This is a genomic window from Cellulomonas soli, from assembly GCF_013409305.1.
GTDB lineage: Bacteria > Actinomycetota > Actinomycetes > Actinomycetales > Cellulomonadaceae > Cellulomonas > Cellulomonas soli.
On record NZ_JACBZJ010000001.1, the window covers coordinates 3,972,989 to 3,989,454 of the forward strand.

Below are 16,466 nucleotides of genomic sequence, written 5' to 3' on the forward strand. Positions count from 1 at the left end.
GGGGCCGGACCGTCCCGGCTCACGGGCGACACGCTAGCGCGAACGAGCGCGCGCGCCTCGCAGCGAGCGCCCTGACGGCCTAGGGTCTGAGCCATGGCAGCGCCGCGCGTCCTCGCAATCGTCCTCGCAGGTGGGGAGGGCAAGCGACTGATGCCGCTGACCGCCCACCGGGCCAAGCCCGCGGTGCCGTTCGGCGGCATCTACCGGCTCATCGACTTCGCCCTGTCGAACGTCATCAACTCGCACTACCTGCACGTCATCGTGCTCACCCAGTACAAGTCCCACAGCCTGGACCGTCACGTGTCCAAGACGTGGCGGATGTCGTCGCTGCTGGGCAACTACGTGGCGGCCGTCCCTGCGCAGCAGCGCGTGGGCAAGCACTGGTACCTGGGGTCGGCCGACGCCATCTACCAGTGCCTCAACATCATCGACGACGAGCGCCCCGACATCGTCGTCGTGGTCGGCGCCGACCACGTCTACCGCATGGACTTCTCCCAGATGGTCGACGCGCACGTCGCCTCGGGCGCCGAGCTCACGGTGGCCGGCATCCGGCAGCCCATCGACATGGCCGACCAGTTCGGCGTCATCGAGACCGACCCGAGCGACCCGGCGCGCATCGCCGCGTTCCGGGAGAAGCCGACGGACCCGGTCGGCCTGGCCGACTCCCCCGGCGAGATCCTCGCCTCGATGGGCAACTACGTGATCGACGCCGACGCCCTCGTGCGCGCGGTGACCGAGGACGCCGAGGACGTCAACTCGCGGCACGACATGGGTGGCGACATCGTCCCCGCCTTCGTCGCACGCGGCACCGCGGGCGTCTACGACTTCATCCGCAACGACGTGCCCGGCTCGACCGACCGCGACCGCGACTACTGGCGCGACGTGGGCACCATCGACTCGTACTTCGAGGCGAACCACGACCTGATCTCCGTCGAGCCCGTGTTCAACCTCTACAACGACGACTGGCCCGTCTTCACCGGGTACACCGGGCTGCCGCCGGCCAAGTTCGTGCACGCCGGGCCGGGGCGCCTGGGGCACGCGGCCGACTCGATCGTCTCCCCCGGCGTCGTCGTCTCGGGTGCCACGGTCTCCGGGTCGGTGCTCTCCCCCGGCATCCGCGCGCACTCCTGGGCGCAGATCACCGACTCGGTGCTCATGGACGGCGTGCAGGTCAACCGGTACGCGCAGATCCACCGGGCGATCCTCGACAAGAACGTCATCGTGCCCGAGCGTGCCCGCATCGGTCTGGACCGTGAGCACGACCTCGCCCGCGGCTTCACCGTCACCGAGTCGGGCATCACGGTCGTGCCGAAGGGCTCGGTCATCGAGCCGTAGGCCGACGCCGTCGACCTCGACGCCCCGTCCCCCGTCGTGGGCAACGCGACGCGGGGGCGGGGCGTCGCACTACCCTGCGGGCGTGAGCAGCAGCGCACCCGACCACCCCTCGACGCCCGTGGCCGACCCGGACGCGCGCCGGCTCGTCGTGATGGACGTCGACTCCACGCTCGTGACCGGCGAGGTCATCGAGATGCTGGCCGCGCACGCCGGTTCGGCCTCGCTCGTCGCGGCGATCACCGAACGGGCGATGCGCGGCGAGATCGACTTCGCGACGTCCCTGCACGAGCGCGTGGCGACCCTGGCCGGCCTGCCGGCCACCGTGTTCGCCGACGTGCTCGCCGAGGTCGAGCTGACACCGGGGGCTCGCGAGCTCGTGGCCGAGCTCGCGGCACGAGGCTGGCCGCTCGGTCTGGTCTCGGGCGGGTTCGTCGAGGTCGTCGCACCGCTGGCCGCCTCGCTCGGCATCACGCTCGTGCGGGCCAACGCGCTCGAGGTCGTCGACGGCGTGCTCACGGGGCGGGTCGAGGGTCCCGTGGTCGACCGCGCCGCGAAGGCCGCGACGCTGCGCGACTACGCCGTCAGGGTCGGTGTGCCGATCGAGCGCACGATCGCGATCGGCGACGGCGCCAACGACCTGGACATGCTCGCCGCGGCCGGCTTCGGCATCGCCTTCAACGCCAAGCCCGTCGTGGCCGCGGCGGCCGACGCGCAGGTCAGGGACCGTCTGGACGCGGTGCTGGCGCTGGAGGCCTTCGCGTACTGATCGCGTGCCCGGTGGCGCCCCGGGCCCGCGCCGGGTCGCTCAGTCGGGCGTGGTCAGCCGCAGCAGCCGAGCACCGTTCGGGGCGAGCTGCGCCCACGGGTCCTCGTGCTCGAGCAGTGTCCAGCTGGCGGTCGGCACGCCGACGCGCACGCGCAGCAGCGTGCCCTCGTCCGATCCCGTGCCGGCCAGCGTCGCCGCGGTGTGCGACATCGTCGGCTCGTGGCCGACCACCAGCACGGTCCGTACCTGCTCGGGGATCGCGCGCAGCAGGTCGATGACGTCGTGCACGTCCGCGGCATACACCTCGTCGCTCAGCTCGACGACCGGGTCGAACGATCTACCGTCGAGCGTGGAGGCCAGGTTCGTCCGGACCAGCTCCCACGTCTGCCGCGTACGCAGCGACGAGGAGCACAGGACGAGGTCCGGGACGAGCCCGGAACCCGCCAGCGCGGCACCCACGCGGGCCGACTGCCGACGACCCGCGAGGGCGAGCGGACGCTGGTGGTCGACGACCCCCTGCGGGTGCTCGGCCTTCGCGTGGCGCAGGAGCAGGAGGCGGCGGATCGGGTCGGTCACCGCTTCAGGGTGCCATCACTGGCCCATGGCGTGCACACCGCCGTCGACGTGCACGACCTCGCCCGTGGTGGCCGGGAACCAGTCGGACAGCAGCGCGGCGACGGCCTTCGCGGTGGGGACCGGGTCGGTGACGTCCCAGCCGAGAGGGGCACGGTCGTCCCAGCGGGACTCCATGGTCTCGAAGCCCGGGATCGACTTGGCGGCCGTGGTCCGGATCGGGCCGGCCGAGACCAGGTTGACCCGCACGCCCTCGGGGCCCAGGTCACGGGCCAGGTAGCGCGAGGTCGACTCGAACGCCGCCTTGGCCACACCCATCCAGTCGTAGACGGGCCAGGCGTACCGGGCGTCGAACGTCAGCCCGACGATCGACGAGCCGGTGCCCAGCAGCGGGCGCGCGGCCACGGCGAGGGACTTCAGCGAGTACGCGCTGACGTGCAGCGCGGTCGCGACGTCGTCCCACTCCCCCGCCAGGAAGTTGCCGCCCATGACCGACTGCGGCGCGAAGCCGATGGAGTGCACGACGCCGTCCAGGTGGTCGACGTGCTCGCGCACGCGGTCCGCGAGCGCGTCCAGGTCCTCGGTGGAGGTCGCGTCGAGCTGGACCACGGGCGCCTCGGCGGGCAGCCGGCGGGCGATCGCCTGGGTGAGGCGGAACTGCCGGCCGAACGAGGTCAGGACGACCTGGGCCCCCTCCTCCTGCGCGAGGCGGGCCACGTGGAACGCGATCGAGCCGTCGGTGAGGACGCCGGTGACGAGGAGCTTCTTGCCGTCGAGCAGACCCATGGTGCGGTCCCTTCGTGCAGTGGGGGTGTGTCGGTGGTCCGGGAGGTGTGCGAGGGGTGCGTGCGAGAGTGCGCGGGGCCGCGCTCAGTGGCCCATGCCGAGGCCGCCGTCGACGGGGATCACGGCCCCGGAGATGTAGGCCGCGGCGGGCGAGGCGAGGAACTCCACGACACCGGCGACCTCCTCGGCCTGGGCGAACCGGCCGAGCGGGATCTGGTCGCGGTACGCCTGCTGGCGCTCCTCGGGCAGCGCGCGGGTCATGTCGGTGTCGATGAAGCCGGGCGCCACGACGTTCGCGGTGATGCCCCGGCCACCGAGCTCACGGGTGATCGAGCGCGCCATGCCGACCAGTGCGGACTTCGAGGCGGCGTAGTTGACCTGACCGGCCGAGCCGTACAGCCCGACGACCGAGGAGATGAGCACGATCCGTCCGCGACGCTGACGGATCATGCCCTTGCTGGCCCGGCGCACGCAGCGGAACGCCCCGGTGAGGTTGACGTCGAGGACGTCGGTGAACTCCTCGTCGCTCATCCGCAGGAGCAGCTGGTCACGCGTCACGCCGGCGTTCGCCACCAGCACCTCGACCGGACCGTGCGCGGCCTCGATCTGCGCGAACGCCGCGTCGACCGCGGCGGTGTCGCGCACGTCGGCGACCACGCCGAGCACACCCTCGGGCAGGTCGCCCGAGCGGTAGAGGGTGGACACCTTGTCGCCTGCGGCGACGAACCGCTCGGCGATCGCGCGGCCGATGCCCCGGTTCGCGCCGGTCACCAGCACGCTGCGGGGGGCGGGGGCCCCGGGACTGGCCTCGGGACGGACCTCAGGGGCGTTCTTGTCGGAAGTCTCAGGCACGGGACACGACGCTAGCCGACCGTCCCCGCACGTCGAGGCACCGGCGCGGCACAGGATCGGACCGGGTGGTTGTGGGCCATCGACAAAGGGTCCCCTCCGACGAGGGCCGACTACGATCAGGTGGTGAGCGCGAGACGGGGTGGCGGTGGCGACGACGTGCCCCGGATCACCACGGCTCCGGAGCCGCTGGCGGACGACGTCGCCCGTCGGCAGCGCCGCTACCTGGTGCAGATGGGCATCCGTGTCGTCTGCTTCCTCGTCTCGGTGATCACCTGGGGGCACGTGCCGCTGGCCGTCTCGCTCGTGCTGATCGTCGCCGCCGTTGTGCTGCCGTACGTCGCGGTGCTCCTGGCGAACGCCGGGCGGGAGCGACGCGACGTCGACACGACGTTCCTGGACCCCCGTCAGATCGACCCCGGGCACGACCGCCCGGGCACACTCGGAGGTGGCCGGTGAGCCTGCTGCACCCCGTCCCGGACTCGGTGGACGAGCTCGTCTGCTCGGCCCGCCGGTGCCGTCAGGCGCCCGCCTGGGGACTGCTCTGGAACAACCCGAAGCTGCACACGCCGCAGCGCCGCAAGGTGTGGCTGGCGTGCGACGAGCACCGCGGGCAGCTCGAGGAGTACCTGGGCGTGCGTGACTTCCTGCGCTCCACCGTGCCGGTCGAGGACCTGCCGCGCGTGGTCGACGGCGCGCAGGACGCCGACGAGCCCGCCGGGCCGTCCGCCGGGGGCGCGCACCCGTGAACCCGGCGGTGCGCCGCGCGGCCGGGTTCGTGCTGCTCGCCGTGACGCTCGCGACGGCCTGCACGTTCCTGGGCCGGTGGCAGTGGAACCGCCACGTGACCCGCGACGCCGCGATCGCCACCGCCGAGGCGAACTGGGCTGCCGCACCGGTGCCCGTCGCCGAGGTCGTCGCCGATCCCACGGCCGCGCTGCCCGACGGTGACGTGTGGCGGTCGGTGACGCTCGTGGGCCGCTACGCCACCGAGGCGACCGTGCTGCTGCGCAACCGACCCGTCGACGGGAGCCCCGCCTATCACGTGCTCGTCCCGTTCGTCCCCGAGGACCCCGACGGGCAGGACCTCGGCACGGTGCTCGTCGTGGACCGCGGGTGGGTGCCGACGGGCAGCGACGCGAGCGCCGCCGTCGACGTGCCCGACCCGCCCGCGGGCACCGTGACCGTCACCGTCCGCCTGCGTCAGCCCGAGCACCCCTCGACCCGGTCGGCCCCGGCCGGGCAGGTGCAGGCCGTCGACGTCGCCCAGGTGCTGGCCGCCGGGGGCGGCGACCTGGCGGACCTGACGCCCTACGCCGCGTTCGGCTCGCTCGTCTCGGAGCAGCCCGCCGCGTCGACCGCGTTGGGCGAGCTGCCCGCGCCCAGCACCGACCCGGGCTCGCACCTGTCGTACGCGTTCCAGTGGTGGGTGTTCGCCGCCGGTTCGCTGGGCGCGTTCACCTGGATGGGCGTGCGCGAGCTGCGCGACCCGCGACCCGTGCCCGGCGGTCCGGCACCCAGCCGGACGCCTGCCGCCCCCGCCTCCCGCCGGCGCGGGGGCCGGGCGGAGGACGAGGAGGACGCGCTGGTCGACGCCCAGCTCGACGCGGGCGCCGCCAGCACCGCTGGCAGCCCGATCGAGGACGCCGGCAGCCCGCTCGAGGACGACGATCAGGCGAGCGAGATCAGGTCCAGGTAGTCCGCCGACCACAGGTCCTCGGCACCGTCGGGCAGCAGCAGCACGCGTTCCGGGTTGAGCGCCTCGACGGCCCCCTCGTCGTGGCTGACCAGCACGACCGCCCCGGCGTAGCCGCGCAGGGCCGCGAGGATCTCCTCGCGGGAGGCCGGGTCCAGGTTGTTGGTCGGCTCGTCGAGCAGCAGCACGTTGGCGCTGGAGACGACCAGGGCCGCGAGCGCCAGACGGGTCTTCTCACCGCCGGAGAGCACACGTGCCGGCTTGTCGGCGTCGTCCCCGGAGAACAGGAACGAGCCGAGCACCGAGCGCACCTGCGTATCGGTCAGGTCCGGTGCGGCCGAGCGCAGGTTCTCCACGACCGTGCGCTCGAGGTCCAGCGTCTCGTGCTCCTGGGCGTAGTAGCCGAGCTTGAGCCCGTGACCGGGGCGGACCTCACCCGTGTCGGACGCCTCGAGGCCGCCGAGGATGCGCAGCAGCGTCGTCTTCCCGGCGCCGTTGAGCCCCAGGACCACGACGCGCGAACCGCGGTCGATCGCCAGGTCGACGTCCGTGAACACCTCGGTCGAGCCGTAGGACTTCGACAGGTCGGCCGCCGTGATCGGCGTCTTGCCGCACGGGGCGGGCTCGGGGAACCGCAGCCGGGCGACCTTGTCGGACATCCGGGTCTCCTCGAGGCCCGAGAGCATCTTCTCGGCCCGACGGGCCATGTTCTGCGCGGCGACCGCCTTGGTGGCCTTGGCGCGCATCTTGTCGGCCTGGCTGAGCAGGACCGCTGCCTTCTTCTCCACGTTCGCGCGCTCACGGCGGCGGCGCTTCTCGTCCGTCTCGCGCTGCAGCAGGTAGGCGTCCCAGCCGAGGTTGTACTGGTCGATGACCGACCGGTTGGCGTCCAGGTGGAAGACCTTGTTGACCGTGGCGCGCAGCAGGTCGACGTCGTGGGAGATGACCACGAAGCCGCCCGAGTACGTCTTGAGATAGTCGCGCAGCCACGCGATCGAGTCGGCGTCCAGGTGGTTGGTCGGCTCGTCGAGCAGCAGCGTCTCGACGCCGGAGAACAGGATGCGGGCCAGCTCGACGCGGCGGCGCTGACCACCGGACAGCGTGCCGATCGTCTGGCCGAGCACACGCTCGTCGAGCCCCAGGTTCGAGGCGATGCGGTGCGCCTCGCTCTCGGCCGCGTAGCCGCCGGCCGCGGTGAAACGCGCGTCGAGCCGGGAGTAGCGCGCCATGGCGTCCTCGCGCGTCTCGTCGTCCGCCGAGGCCATCGCGCCCTCGGTCTCGCGCATCCCCCGGACGATCTCGTCGAGCCCGCGGGCCGAGAGCACCCGGTCCATCGCGAGCGCCCCGAGGTCACCCGTGCGGGGGTCCTGCGGGAGGTAGCCGACCTCGCCGCCGCGGGAGATCGTCCCGCCGGTCGGCTGGGTCTCGCCCGCAAGGGTGCGGGTGAGGGTCGTCTTGCCGGCACCGTTGCGTCCGACCAGACCGATCCGGTCGCCCGCGGCGATCCGGAACGTCGTCGGCTCGAGCAGCACACGGGCGCCGACGCGCAGCTCGACGGCCTGGGCAGTGATCACGTGATTCCTTCCGGTGGACCCGCACGGTCGCCGGGTCACGCTCGGCACGGTGCCACGACCCGACCGGGCAGGCACTGCGTTTTTCTCCGAGTTCGCACCGCGCCTGTTGGCCGCGGGCACAAACGACGCCAAGTCTACGACCGGCTAGCGTGGCGACCGTCCGACCCCCACGCGCCTCGCCCCCAGGGAGACCCATGTCCGGAGCACCTGAGCAGCCCGCACCCGCCGACGCGGAGGCCGTCCTGCCCGCACCTGCCGCCCGATCGGCCGTCACCACCGACGTCGCGCTCGTCGCCACCTTCGCCGCGTTCATCGCCGTGTGCGCGATCCTGCCCGGCATCCCGACGCCGTCCGGTGTGCCCATCACCCTGCAGACGTTCGCCGTGATCCTCGCCGGGCTCGTGCTGGGTGCACGACGCGGCACGCTCGCCGTGCTGCTGTACCTCGCAGTCGGGCTGGCCGGCCTTCCGGTGTTCGCCGGGGGCACGGGTGGCACCGCGGTGCTGGCCGGGCCGTCCGTGGGCTACCTTCTCGCGTTCCCGTTCGCGGCCGCCCTGGCCGGCTTCCTGGTCGGGGCCCTGCGCCGCGTGCGGCCGTCCTGGCGGTTCCCGGCCCGCGAGGTCGTCGGACTGTTCGTCGCCGGGCTGCTCGCCAGCCTGCTGACGATCCACCCGCTCGGCATCGCCGGGCTCATGTGGCGCCTGGACCTGAGCCTGGGCGAGGCGTTCCTCGTCGACGCCCGCTACCTGCCCGGGGACGTCGCGAAGAACGTGTGCGCCGCGATCGTGGCGGCTGCGGTCTTCCGCGCGTTCCCCGAGCTGGCGCGCAGCCGTCGTTGAGCGCCCCGCATGATCGAGCTCCGTGACGTCCTGGTCACCGCCTACACCCCGGATCCGTCCGGCGGCGGTGACCGGGTCGTCCGGCTGCTCGGCCCGCTCTCGCTGACGCTCGCCGAGCGGCGTGTGGCGGTCGTCGGCGCGAACGGCTCGGGCAAGTCCACGCTCGCCCGGCTGCTCAACGGCCTCGTGCTGCCCTCGTCCGGCACGGTCACCGTCGACGGGCTGGACACCGCCACGGACGGCGCCGCGGTGCGCCGACGGGTCGGCTTCGTCTTCACCGACCCCGACGCCCAGATCGTCATGCCGACACCCGTCGAGGACGTCGCGCTCTCGTTGCGCCGTCTCCGGCTCGACGACGATGCGCGCGAGTCCCGTGCCCGCGAGGTCCTCGCGCGGTTCGGTCTGGCCGATCGCGCGCAGGTCCCCGTGCACGCACTGTCCGGAGGGCAGCGCCAGCTGCTCGCGCTGGCCGCGGTGCTGGCCACCGACCCCGATGTGCTGGTCTGCGACGAGCCGACCACACTGCTCGACCTGCGCTGGCGCAGGCACGTCGACGACCTGCTCGACGGGCTCGACCAGCAGGTCGTGCTGGTCACGCACGACCTGGAGGCAGCGGCCCGCGCCGACCGGCTGCTGGTCGTCGACGACGGCACGATCGTGCACGACGGCGACCCGGCCGACGGGCTCGCGCGCTACCGCACGCTGATGTCCACGGACTCCCCCGCCGGTGGCCGTCGATGAGGTGGCGCCGGAACCGGCCCGCCGGACCGCGCAGAGCCCCCTGGGCCGGGCCGCTCGGCCTCTACCACCCGGGGAGCTCACCCGTGCACCGGGCGCACCCGGGCCTCAAGCTCGCCCTGCTCACCGCCCTGGGCATCGCCGTCGTCGTGGTGCGCGGGCCGCTGTCCAGCCTCGTCGCGCTCGGCGTGGTCGTGCTGAGCGCGGTCGTGGCGCGTCTGCCCTGGCACCGCACCGCCCGCGGCGTGCTCCCCGTCCTCGTCACCGCCGCGCTCGTCGGCGCCTACCAGTGGTGGGCACGGGGACCTGCGGTCGCGACGGAGGTCGTCGTCGACCTGCTCGCGCTCGTGCTCGCCGCCACCGTCGTGACCGCCACGACCCGCGCGGACGCGCTCCTCGACGTGCTCGCCCGGCTCGCACGGCCGCTGCGGCACGTCGGCCTGCCCCCCGAGACGTTCGCCCTGTCGGTCGCCCTCGTGCTGCGCGCGATCCCGGTGCTGGTCACCACCACGCTCGAGGCCCGGGACGCCGCCCGCGCGCGTGGGCTCGACCGGTCGCCGCGCGCCACCCTCGTGCCGGCCGCGGTGCGCATGGTCGCCCACGCCCACGCCACCGGGGACGCGCTCGCCGCCCGAGGGCTCGGCGAGGACTGACGCCACCTCGGCCGATGGAGTTGCTCGAGTCGACCCCACGGTCCAGCACAACCTTTCCTTCCGGTCGTGCGTTCCTTGGGGCGTGAGTACAACGGGGGGCATGCCGGAGGCTGCAGCAGCGGAACTCGCTGAAGTCCTGCTCGTGGGCGTCGCGCGGGCGCGCACCGATCGTGACGCGGAGTTCACGGATTTCGTCCGTCGGCACCAGCACGACCTCCTTCGGACGGCCTGGTTACTGGTCGGTGATCAGCACCGGGCCGAAGAGCTGACTCAGCACGCACTCGTACGCACCTACTCGGCTTGGTCTCGCGCCCGGACGGGCGACCCTCTGGCCTACGCGCGGCGGGTCTTGGTCAACCTTCGGACCGACTCATGGCGACGCCGCAGGCGAGAGGTGCTGGTGTCCCCCGACCGCGTGCCGGAGGAGCCGCACGCGGGTGCCACCACGGCGGCGGACCGACTCGCGGATCGCGACTTCATCGTGCGGGCTCTGTCCACCCTCACCGCACGACAGCGGCGAGTCCTCGTTCTGCGGCACCTCGTCGGCATGCCGGAGGCCGAGGTCGCCAGAGACCTGGGCGTGAGCGTCGGCACCGTGAAGTCGACAGCGGCACGCGCACTCGCACAGATTCGCGCCAACTTCCCCATCGACGAGGCGCCACCGTTGAGCGAGCGGAAGGACGCACGATGACCGGCACGTCGGAGCAGGACAAGCTGCTACTCGAGCGTCTCCAGCGGTACTCAGACCGGGCCGAGCCACCCATGGCTCTGGACTCAGCGAGCGTCCTACGTGCAGCACGTCGACGCGATGCGCGCCGGAGGACCGCGATCCCGGTCAGCCTCGTGGTCACCGCATCGATCGCAGCGGGACTGCATGTCGCGGCCCCGAGTCTCGTCGAGTCACTTCGGAGCGCCGCAGTCGACCAGACGCAGCAGGCAGACTCTGAGCTCACCGACACACCCATCGTGCTCGAACTCGCGCCCGGGGTTCGCACCGTGTCGCTGCCAGTTGCTCGGCGGCTCGCGGACGGCAGCGTCGCCTACGTTCTCGGTCTCACGGGCGCGAACTGGAGTACGTCCGCGACCGAGATCGCCATCGTCGCGAACGACGGGGCGAATGCTGAGACCTCTCAGCGGGCACCTTGGCGGGACACCAGCCTTGATGTCGCGCTCCTGCAGGGTGATGTGCTGTCCCAGCGACAGCACTGGGACACGTGGGCCTCAGAGGCGCCTCTCAGCGCGCGCGAACGGGAGTACTGGTACCCCGCCGATTCGGCTCCGACGGATGCCACGAACGAGCGGATCAGACTGGGACAGCCGACGGCGCTCGCCGTTGACGAAGGGTGGGCGATGGCTATCCCCTTCGACGACGGGACGTGGCTGATCATCGGATTCGCCCCCTCGGGCATCGCCGACGTAGCCGAGGCTCAGGTGATGCTCCGCCAGCCGCTCCTCGACGAGCATGGCGACACGTTGGCAGTGCTGTCACTTCCGACCTTCGATGTCGGCAGCGCCGACGGACGCCGGATGTTCGCCGCATCCATCGACCCCGCAGCCGGACTCCCGACACCCGTCGACGGGCCGACGTTCCCGATCGAGCGGATTCCGGTCACGTTCTCGGATCCGAGGGGGTAGAGACGACGTCGGCGGGTCGGCGGCTCAGCCGAGCACCTGTGCGAGCGACCACGTGCCGGCGGCCCGGGAGACCGAGGTGCGCGCGCCGTTCACCAGCGCCAGGTGCGGGGGCACGTGCCCGCAGTCCACGTCGAGCACGACGGGCACGTCGAGCCCACCGAGCGCATCGGCCACGGCGTCCCGTTGCGTGAACGAGCCTGACGGCGGTGCCTGCGTGCGCCCGACCAGCACCGCCGAGGCGTGCTCGAACCAGCCGGCCAGTCGCAGGCCGTGCAGGCTGCGTGCGACGTCGACCGCGGGCACCTCGGCGACCTCGAGGTACACGACCGTGCCGTCCGGCGCGTGCTCCCGGGCGAAGGTCGGCACGTCGCCGTACCGCGTGCCGACCAGGTGCCGGACGATCTCCAGGCAGCCACCCACGAGCCGGCCGGAGGCCTGCAGGTCCGCACCGTCGTCGTGCAGGAGCGACCAGCCGCCCGGGGTGTCGAACGTGTAGCGGTCGACCTGGGGATGTGCCTCGTAGTCGTCCCACCCGTCGCCGCGGACCATGGCCGCAGGACCTTGGCGCACGGTGGAACCCGCGCCGGCTGCGAGAACCTCGCGCCAGGACAGCTGCGGCGCGGGCACGGCGTACGGGGTGTCCATGAGGTTCTGTCCGTGCACGGACATCGTGCCGGTCAGCAGCGTGAGCGGCAGCAGCAGCGTCGACAGGTCCGAGTAGCCGACGAGCCACGTGGGCTCGGCCCGGGCGATCGCGTCCCAGTCGACGAGCGGCAGCAGGTCGATCGCGAGCTCCCCGCCCCACGGCGGGACGACCGCGCGCACCTGCGGGTCCGTGAGCATGGCCGTCAGCTCGGCAGCCCGGGCAGACGCGGGTGCGCTGACCAGGCCGTCCGCGAACAGGCAGTCGCCCAACCGCACCCGCAGGCCGGCGCCCTCCAGGACCGCCACGGCGTGCTCGAGGCGCGCCTGCATCCGCGGGGACACCCCCGCCGAAGAGGCCGTGACACCCACCAGGTCGCCGGGTCGCAGCGGGACCGGGCAGCGCAGGAGCATGTCGGCAGTCTCGCAGCCGGCCCGGACCGCCGTGGGCGGTTCGTCCCCCGCGCGCTACCGTGCGCGGATGAGCTTCAGCGAGGGCGGCCGGGTCGAGGGCGGACGGGTGCGGACCGGACGCGGGCGGCGCACCGCGATCGCCGGGGGCGGTCTGGGTGGCCTCGTCGTGCTGCTCGTCGTGCTGTTCCTCGGCGGCGGGAACCTGGACCCGGCCGAGCTGCTGGGCGCCGTGGACGGCGGGGCCGGGACCACCACCGACGAGGGAACCATCGGCGACTGCACCGCCGAGCAGGCGAACACCGACCGCGAGTGCCGGCTGGCGTTCACGGTCGCCGCGCTCGACACCTACTGGGACACGACGTTGCGGGCGCAGGGCGTCGAGCCGGCCCTGCCCGAGGTCCACTCGTTCACCGACGCGGTCGACACCGCGTGCGGCAGCGCGTCGTCGTCGTCCGGCCCGTTCTACTGCCCGCCCGACCAGACGATCTACCTCGACCTGGGCTTCTTCGACCTGCTGAGCAGCCAGTACGGCGCCTCGGGCGGACCGCTGGCCGAGATGTACGTCGTCGCGCACGAGTACGGGCACCACGTGCAGCAGCTGACCGGCGTGATGGACACCGCCGACCGGGCCGGCACGGGCGCCGACTCCGACTCGGTGCGGGTCGAGCTGCAGGCCGACTGCTACGCGGGCCTGTGGGCGGGTCACGCGGCGAGCACGGTCCACCCGAAGACCGGGGTGACCTACCTCGACCCGATCACGCCGGACCAGCTCACCCAGGCGCTGTCGGCCGCGCAGGCCGTCGGCGACGACCACATCCAGGCGCAGTCCGGCGGTTCGGTCACCCCCGACACGTGGACCCACGGGTCGAGCGAGCAGCGTCAGCGGTGGTTCACCACCGGCTACGAGCAGGGCACCGTCGCCGCCTGCGACACCTTCGCAGCCGGCACTCTCTGACCCGACCGGCTCAGATGTTGAACCCCAGCGCCCGCATCTGCTCGCGGCCGTCGGGCGTGATCTTCTCCGGCCCCCACGGCGGCATCCACACCCAGTTGATGCGGAACCCGTCCACGAGCCCGTCGAGGGCCTGCGCCGACTGGTCCTCGATGACGTCCGTCAGCGGGCAGGCCGCCGAGGTGAGCGTCATGTCGATGACGGCGGTGTTCGTCTGGTCGATGACGACGCCGTAGACGAGGCCGAGGTCGACGACGTTGATCCCCAGCTCGGGGTCGATGACATCGCGCAGGGCCTCCTCGACGTCGGCGACGGTGGTCCCCGCGCTGGTGGTGCTCGGTTCGGTGGTCACTGGTCCTCCCGGGGTCCGGTCGCGCCGGTCTTGATGAGTGCGTCGGACAGCGCCGCCCAGCCGAGCAGGGCGCACTTGACGCGTGCGGGGTACTTGGCGACGCCGGTGAACGCGGTGGCGTCCCCCAGGGCGTCCTCGGCGGCGTCGTCGAGCCCGGCGCCGCGGGCGTGCATGAGCTCGCGGAACGAGCCGGACAGCTGCTCGACGGTGGTCAGGTCGGCGCCGACGACCAGGTCGTGCAGCACGGAGATCGAGGCCTGCGAGATCGAGCAGCCCTGGCCCTCCCAGCGCACGTCGCGCACCACGGGCGTGGCACCGTCGGTGTCGAGGTCGACGCGCAGGGTGACCTCGTCGCCGCAGGTCGGGTTCACCTGGTGCGACTGCCCGGAGTGCAGGTGCGCGTCGGCGACCACCGCCAGGCCCCGGCCGTGCGGGAACTTGGCGTGGTCCAGGATGACCTGCTGGTAGAGCTGCTCCATCGACGAGCTCATGCGGCTCCCCCCTCCTGTGCGGCGTACGTGTCCAGACCGAAGAACGTCCGGACCCCCGCCAGCGCTTCCCGGAAGACCTCGATCTCGGCGTCGGTGGTGTAGACCGCGGCCGTCGCCCGCGCGGTCGCCGCGATGCCGAACCGGCGGTGCAGCGGCTGCGCGCAGTGGTGACCGACGCGCACGGCGACCCCCGCATCGTCGAGCACCTGACCGACGTCGTGCGCGTGCACGCCCTCGACCACGAAAGAGACGGTCGCCAGGCGGTCGGTCGTGTCGGTCGGGCCGATGACGCGCACACCGGGCACCGAGGCGACCGCGTCGAGCAGGAGACGGGTCAGGTGCTCCTCGTGCGCGGCGACCGCGTCCATGCCCAGGTCGCCCAGGTACTGCGCGGCGGCACCCATCGCGACGGCCTGCGACACCATCTGCGTGCCCGCCTCGAACCGCTGCGGCGGCGGCGCATACGTGGTGGTCTCCATGGTGACGACCTCGACCATCGACCCGCCCGTGAGGAACGGGGGCATGGCCTCCAGCAGCTCGCGCCGCCCGTACAGCGCACCGACGCCGGTCGGTGCGAGCATCTTGTGCCCGGAGAACGCGGCGAAGTCGACACCCAGCGCGTGCAGGTCGACCGGCAGATGCGGCACCGACTGGCACGCGTCGAGCACCGTCAGCGCGCCGACCTCGCGGGCGCGGGCGACGAACGGCGCCACCGGCGTGATCGCGCCGGTGACGTTGGAGGCGTGCGTGAACGCGAGCACCTTGGTCCGCTCGGTGACGGCCGTGGCCAGGTCGTCCAGCCGGACCCGGCCGTCGTCCTCGACCCCGAGCCAGCGCAGGGTCGCACCCGTGCGGGCCGCGAGCTCCTGCCACGGCACCAGGTTCGCGTGGTGCTCGGCCTCGGTCACGACGATCTCGTCACCGGGGGCCAGGGCGAACCGCCGGGCGGCCTCGCCGCCGCGTCCCAGCGACGCGTTCGACATCGCGTACGCCACGAGGTTCAGACCGGCGGTCGCGTTGGACGTCCACACCAGCTCGTCGGCGTCGACGCCCACGAACGAGGCCACGCCGGCGCGTGCGGACTCGAACGCCTCGGTGGCCTCCTCGGCGAGCTGGTGCGCGCCCCGGTGCACGGCCGCGTTGCGCTGCAGGTAGAAGTCCTGCTCGGCGTCGAGCACGACGTCGGGCTTCTGCGAGGTCGCGCCCGAGTCCAGGTACACCAGCGGACGACCCCCGCGCACCGTGCGTGCGAGCAGGGGGAAGTCCGCCCGCACCGCGGCCAGCTCGGCGGGCGTCAGCTCACGCCGCGCCGCCGTACCGCCCGCGGGACGCACCTGGTCCTGGATCGTGCCCGTCACCGTTCCCTGCCCTTCGTGGTGCTGCTGGTGCTGCCGGAGCGGGCGGCCGTCAGGAGACGGCGCTGCTGAGGAACCGGTCGTAGCCCTCGTTCTCGAGCTGGTCGGCCAGCTCCGGACCGCCCTCCTCGGCGACCTTGCCGTCGACGAAGACGTGCACGAAGTCGGGCTTGATGTACCGCAGGATGCGCGTGTAGTGCGTGATGAGCAGCACCCCGACGTCGGAGGTCGCCTTCACGCGGTTGACGCCCTCGGACACGATGCGCAGCGCGTCGACGTCCAGGCCGGAGTCCGTCTCGTCGAGGATCGCGAACCGCGGCTTGAGCAGCTCCATCTGGAGGATCTCGTGGCGCTTCTTCTCACCGCCGGAGAAGCCCTCGTTGACCGAGCGCTCGGCGAACGCCGGGTCCATGCGCAGGTTGTCCATCGCGGTGCGCACGTCCTTGACCCAGGCGCGCAGCGGCGGGGCCTCACCCGTGACGGCCGTCTTGGCGGTGCGCAGGAAGTTCGACACCGACACGCCCGGCACCTCGACGGGGTACTGCATGGCCAGGAACAGACCGGCGCGGGCACGCTCGTCGACGGACAGCGCGAGCACGTCCTGCCCGTCGAGCGTGACGGTGCCCGAGGTGATCTGGTACTTCGGGTGGCCGGCGAGCGAGTAGGCCAGCGTCGACTTGCCCGAGCCGTTGGGGCCCATGATGGCGTGCGTCTCGCCGGAGCCGACGCTCAGGTCGACACCGCGCAGGATGGGCTTGGGGCCCTCCTTCGTCTCGACGCTGACGTGCAGGTCGCGGATCTCCAGGGTGGACATCG

The 16,466-nt window shown here is 72.7% G+C and carries 20 protein-coding genes; 11 read left to right on the forward strand and 9 right to left on the reverse strand.

All coding sequences use genetic code 11. The annotated features are described in order from the left end of the window. The first annotated feature begins 93 nt into the window (after positions 1-93). Together glgC and serB are read left to right on the forward strand one after the other, a co-directional pair. Positions 94-1,335: a glucose-1-phosphate adenylyltransferase gene (glgC, locus tag BKA22_RS18110; RefSeq protein ID WP_146954328.1), complete on the forward strand. Its 1,242-nt coding sequence runs from the start codon at positions 94-96 to the stop codon at positions 1,333-1,335. Positions 1,336-1,417: 82 nt separating this feature from the next. Next, positions 1,418-2,101, forward strand: a complete 684-nt coding sequence (serB, locus tag BKA22_RS18115; protein ID WP_223203710.1) for a phosphoserine phosphatase SerB — start codon at positions 1,418-1,420, stop codon at positions 2,099-2,101. A 39-nt stretch (positions 2,102-2,140) separates the two neighbouring features. On the opposite strand, the gene BKA22_RS18120 is transcribed toward serB, so the two are convergent. From BKA22_RS18120 to BKA22_RS18130, 3 genes are all read right to left on the reverse strand, one after another. Beyond that, the gene (locus BKA22_RS18120; RefSeq protein ID WP_146954327.1) at positions 2,141-2,677 is read right to left on the reverse strand and encodes a SixA phosphatase family protein; all 537 of its coding nucleotides are present in this window, start codon (positions 2,675-2,677) and stop codon (positions 2,141-2,143) included. A 15-nt stretch (positions 2,678-2,692) separates the two neighbouring features. Next, a complete protein-coding gene (gene fabI, locus BKA22_RS18125; RefSeq protein WP_146954326.1) occupies positions 2,693-3,460 on the reverse strand; it encodes an enoyl-ACP reductase FabI in 768 nt (255 codons plus the stop codon). An 84-nt stretch (positions 3,461-3,544) separates the two neighbouring features. Next, positions 3,545-4,312 carry a beta-ketoacyl-ACP reductase gene (locus BKA22_RS18130; RefSeq protein WP_146954325.1) on the reverse strand — a complete coding sequence of 256 codons (768 nt, stop codon included), beginning with the start codon at positions 4,310-4,312 and terminating at the stop codon, positions 3,545-3,547. 123 nt (positions 4,313-4,435) lie between these two features. On the opposite strand from BKA22_RS18130, the gene BKA22_RS18135 reads away from it, so the two are divergent. Genes BKA22_RS18135 through BKA22_RS18145 form a run of 3 tightly spaced genes read left to right on the forward strand, consistent with a single transcriptional unit; the run spans position 4,436 to position 6,008 of the window. After that, positions 4,436-4,768 carry a DUF3099 domain-containing protein gene (locus tag BKA22_RS18135; protein WP_223203709.1) on the forward strand — a complete coding sequence of 111 codons (333 nt, stop codon included), beginning with the start codon at positions 4,436-4,438 and terminating at the stop codon, positions 4,766-4,768. After that, positions 4,765-5,058, forward strand: a complete 294-nt coding sequence (locus BKA22_RS18140; RefSeq protein ID WP_146954324.1) for a hypothetical protein — start codon at positions 4,765-4,767, stop codon at positions 5,056-5,058. The genes BKA22_RS18135 and BKA22_RS18140 overlap by 4 nt, the downstream gene beginning before the upstream one ends. Continuing rightward, on the forward strand, positions 5,055-6,008 hold the full coding sequence (locus BKA22_RS18145; protein ID WP_146954323.1) for an SURF1 family cytochrome oxidase biogenesis protein: 954 nt from the start codon (positions 5,055-5,057) through the stop codon (positions 6,006-6,008). The genes BKA22_RS18140 and BKA22_RS18145 overlap by 4 nt, the downstream gene beginning before the upstream one ends. Here BKA22_RS18145 and BKA22_RS18150 read toward each other — a convergent pair. Beyond that, complete coding sequence (locus BKA22_RS18150) at positions 5,981-7,579, reverse strand: ABC-F family ATP-binding cassette domain-containing protein (protein ID WP_146954322.1); 1,599 nt, start codon at positions 7,577-7,579, stop codon at positions 5,981-5,983. The genes BKA22_RS18145 and BKA22_RS18150 overlap by 28 nt on opposite strands. 194 nt (positions 7,580-7,773) lie before the next feature. Here BKA22_RS18150 and BKA22_RS18155 point away from each other — a divergent pair, with 194 nt between their 5' ends. From BKA22_RS18155 to BKA22_RS18175, 5 genes are all read left to right on the forward strand, one after another. After that, the gene (locus BKA22_RS18155; RefSeq protein WP_146954321.1) at positions 7,774-8,418 is read left to right on the forward strand and encodes a biotin transporter BioY; all 645 of its coding nucleotides are present in this window, start codon (positions 7,774-7,776) and stop codon (positions 8,416-8,418) included. 9 nt (positions 8,419-8,427) lie between these two features. Beyond that, positions 8,428-9,159 (forward strand): energy-coupling factor ABC transporter ATP-binding protein, encoded by a 732-nt coding sequence (locus BKA22_RS18160; RefSeq protein ID WP_146954320.1) that lies wholly within the window; start codon positions 8,428-8,430, stop codon positions 9,157-9,159. Between the two features lie 83 nt (positions 9,160-9,242). Beyond that, positions 9,243-9,809 (forward strand): energy-coupling factor transporter transmembrane component T family protein, encoded by a 567-nt coding sequence (locus tag BKA22_RS18165; RefSeq protein WP_262926922.1) that lies wholly within the window; start codon positions 9,243-9,245, stop codon positions 9,807-9,809. Between the two features lie 100 nt (positions 9,810-9,909). Continuing rightward, complete coding sequence (locus tag BKA22_RS18170; RefSeq protein ID WP_146954318.1) at positions 9,910-10,500, forward strand: SigE family RNA polymerase sigma factor; 591 nt, start codon at positions 9,910-9,912, stop codon at positions 10,498-10,500. Continuing rightward, the gene (locus BKA22_RS18175; RefSeq protein WP_146954317.1) at positions 10,497-11,444 is read left to right on the forward strand and encodes a hypothetical protein; all 948 of its coding nucleotides are present in this window, start codon (positions 10,497-10,499) and stop codon (positions 11,442-11,444) included. The genes BKA22_RS18170 and BKA22_RS18175 overlap by 4 nt, the downstream gene beginning before the upstream one ends. 24 nt (positions 11,445-11,468) lie before the next feature. Here the strand turns inward: BKA22_RS18175 and BKA22_RS18180 are convergent, their stop codons facing one another. Continuing rightward, positions 11,469-12,500, reverse strand: coding sequence for a S66 family peptidase (locus BKA22_RS18180; RefSeq protein ID WP_146954316.1), 1,032 nt, complete (start codon positions 12,498-12,500; stop codon positions 11,469-11,471). Positions 12,501-12,567: 67 nt separating this feature from the next. Here BKA22_RS18180 and ypfJ point away from each other — a divergent pair, with 67 nt between their 5' ends. Beyond that, entirely contained in the window at positions 12,568-13,455 is an 888-nt protein-coding gene (ypfJ, locus tag BKA22_RS18185) for a KPN_02809 family neutral zinc metallopeptidase (RefSeq protein ID WP_146954315.1), read from the forward strand. A gap of 10 nt (positions 13,456-13,465) precedes the next feature. Here ypfJ and BKA22_RS18190 read toward each other — a convergent pair whose 3' ends face one another. The 4 genes from BKA22_RS18190 to sufC are packed head-to-tail and all read right to left on the reverse strand — an operon-like array spanning position 13,466 to position 16,464. Then, a complete protein-coding gene (locus tag BKA22_RS18190) occupies positions 13,466-13,804 on the reverse strand; it encodes a metal-sulfur cluster assembly factor (protein ID WP_146954314.1) in 339 nt (112 codons plus the stop codon). Then, positions 13,801-14,295, reverse strand: coding sequence for a Fe-S cluster assembly sulfur transfer protein SufU (gene sufU / locus BKA22_RS18195; RefSeq protein ID WP_146954313.1), 495 nt, complete (start codon positions 14,293-14,295; stop codon positions 13,801-13,803). The genes BKA22_RS18190 and sufU overlap by 4 nt, the downstream gene beginning before the upstream one ends. Continuing rightward, positions 14,292-15,653, reverse strand: a complete 1,362-nt coding sequence (locus BKA22_RS18200) for a SufS family cysteine desulfurase (protein WP_146954312.1) — start codon at positions 15,651-15,653, stop codon at positions 14,292-14,294. The genes sufU and BKA22_RS18200 overlap by 4 nt, the downstream gene beginning before the upstream one ends. Before the next feature lie 49 nt (positions 15,654-15,702). After that, complete coding sequence (gene sufC / locus BKA22_RS18205; protein WP_146954311.1) at positions 15,703-16,464, reverse strand: Fe-S cluster assembly ATPase SufC; 762 nt, start codon at positions 16,462-16,464, stop codon at positions 15,703-15,705. Positions 16,465-16,466 lie beyond the last annotated feature (2 nt).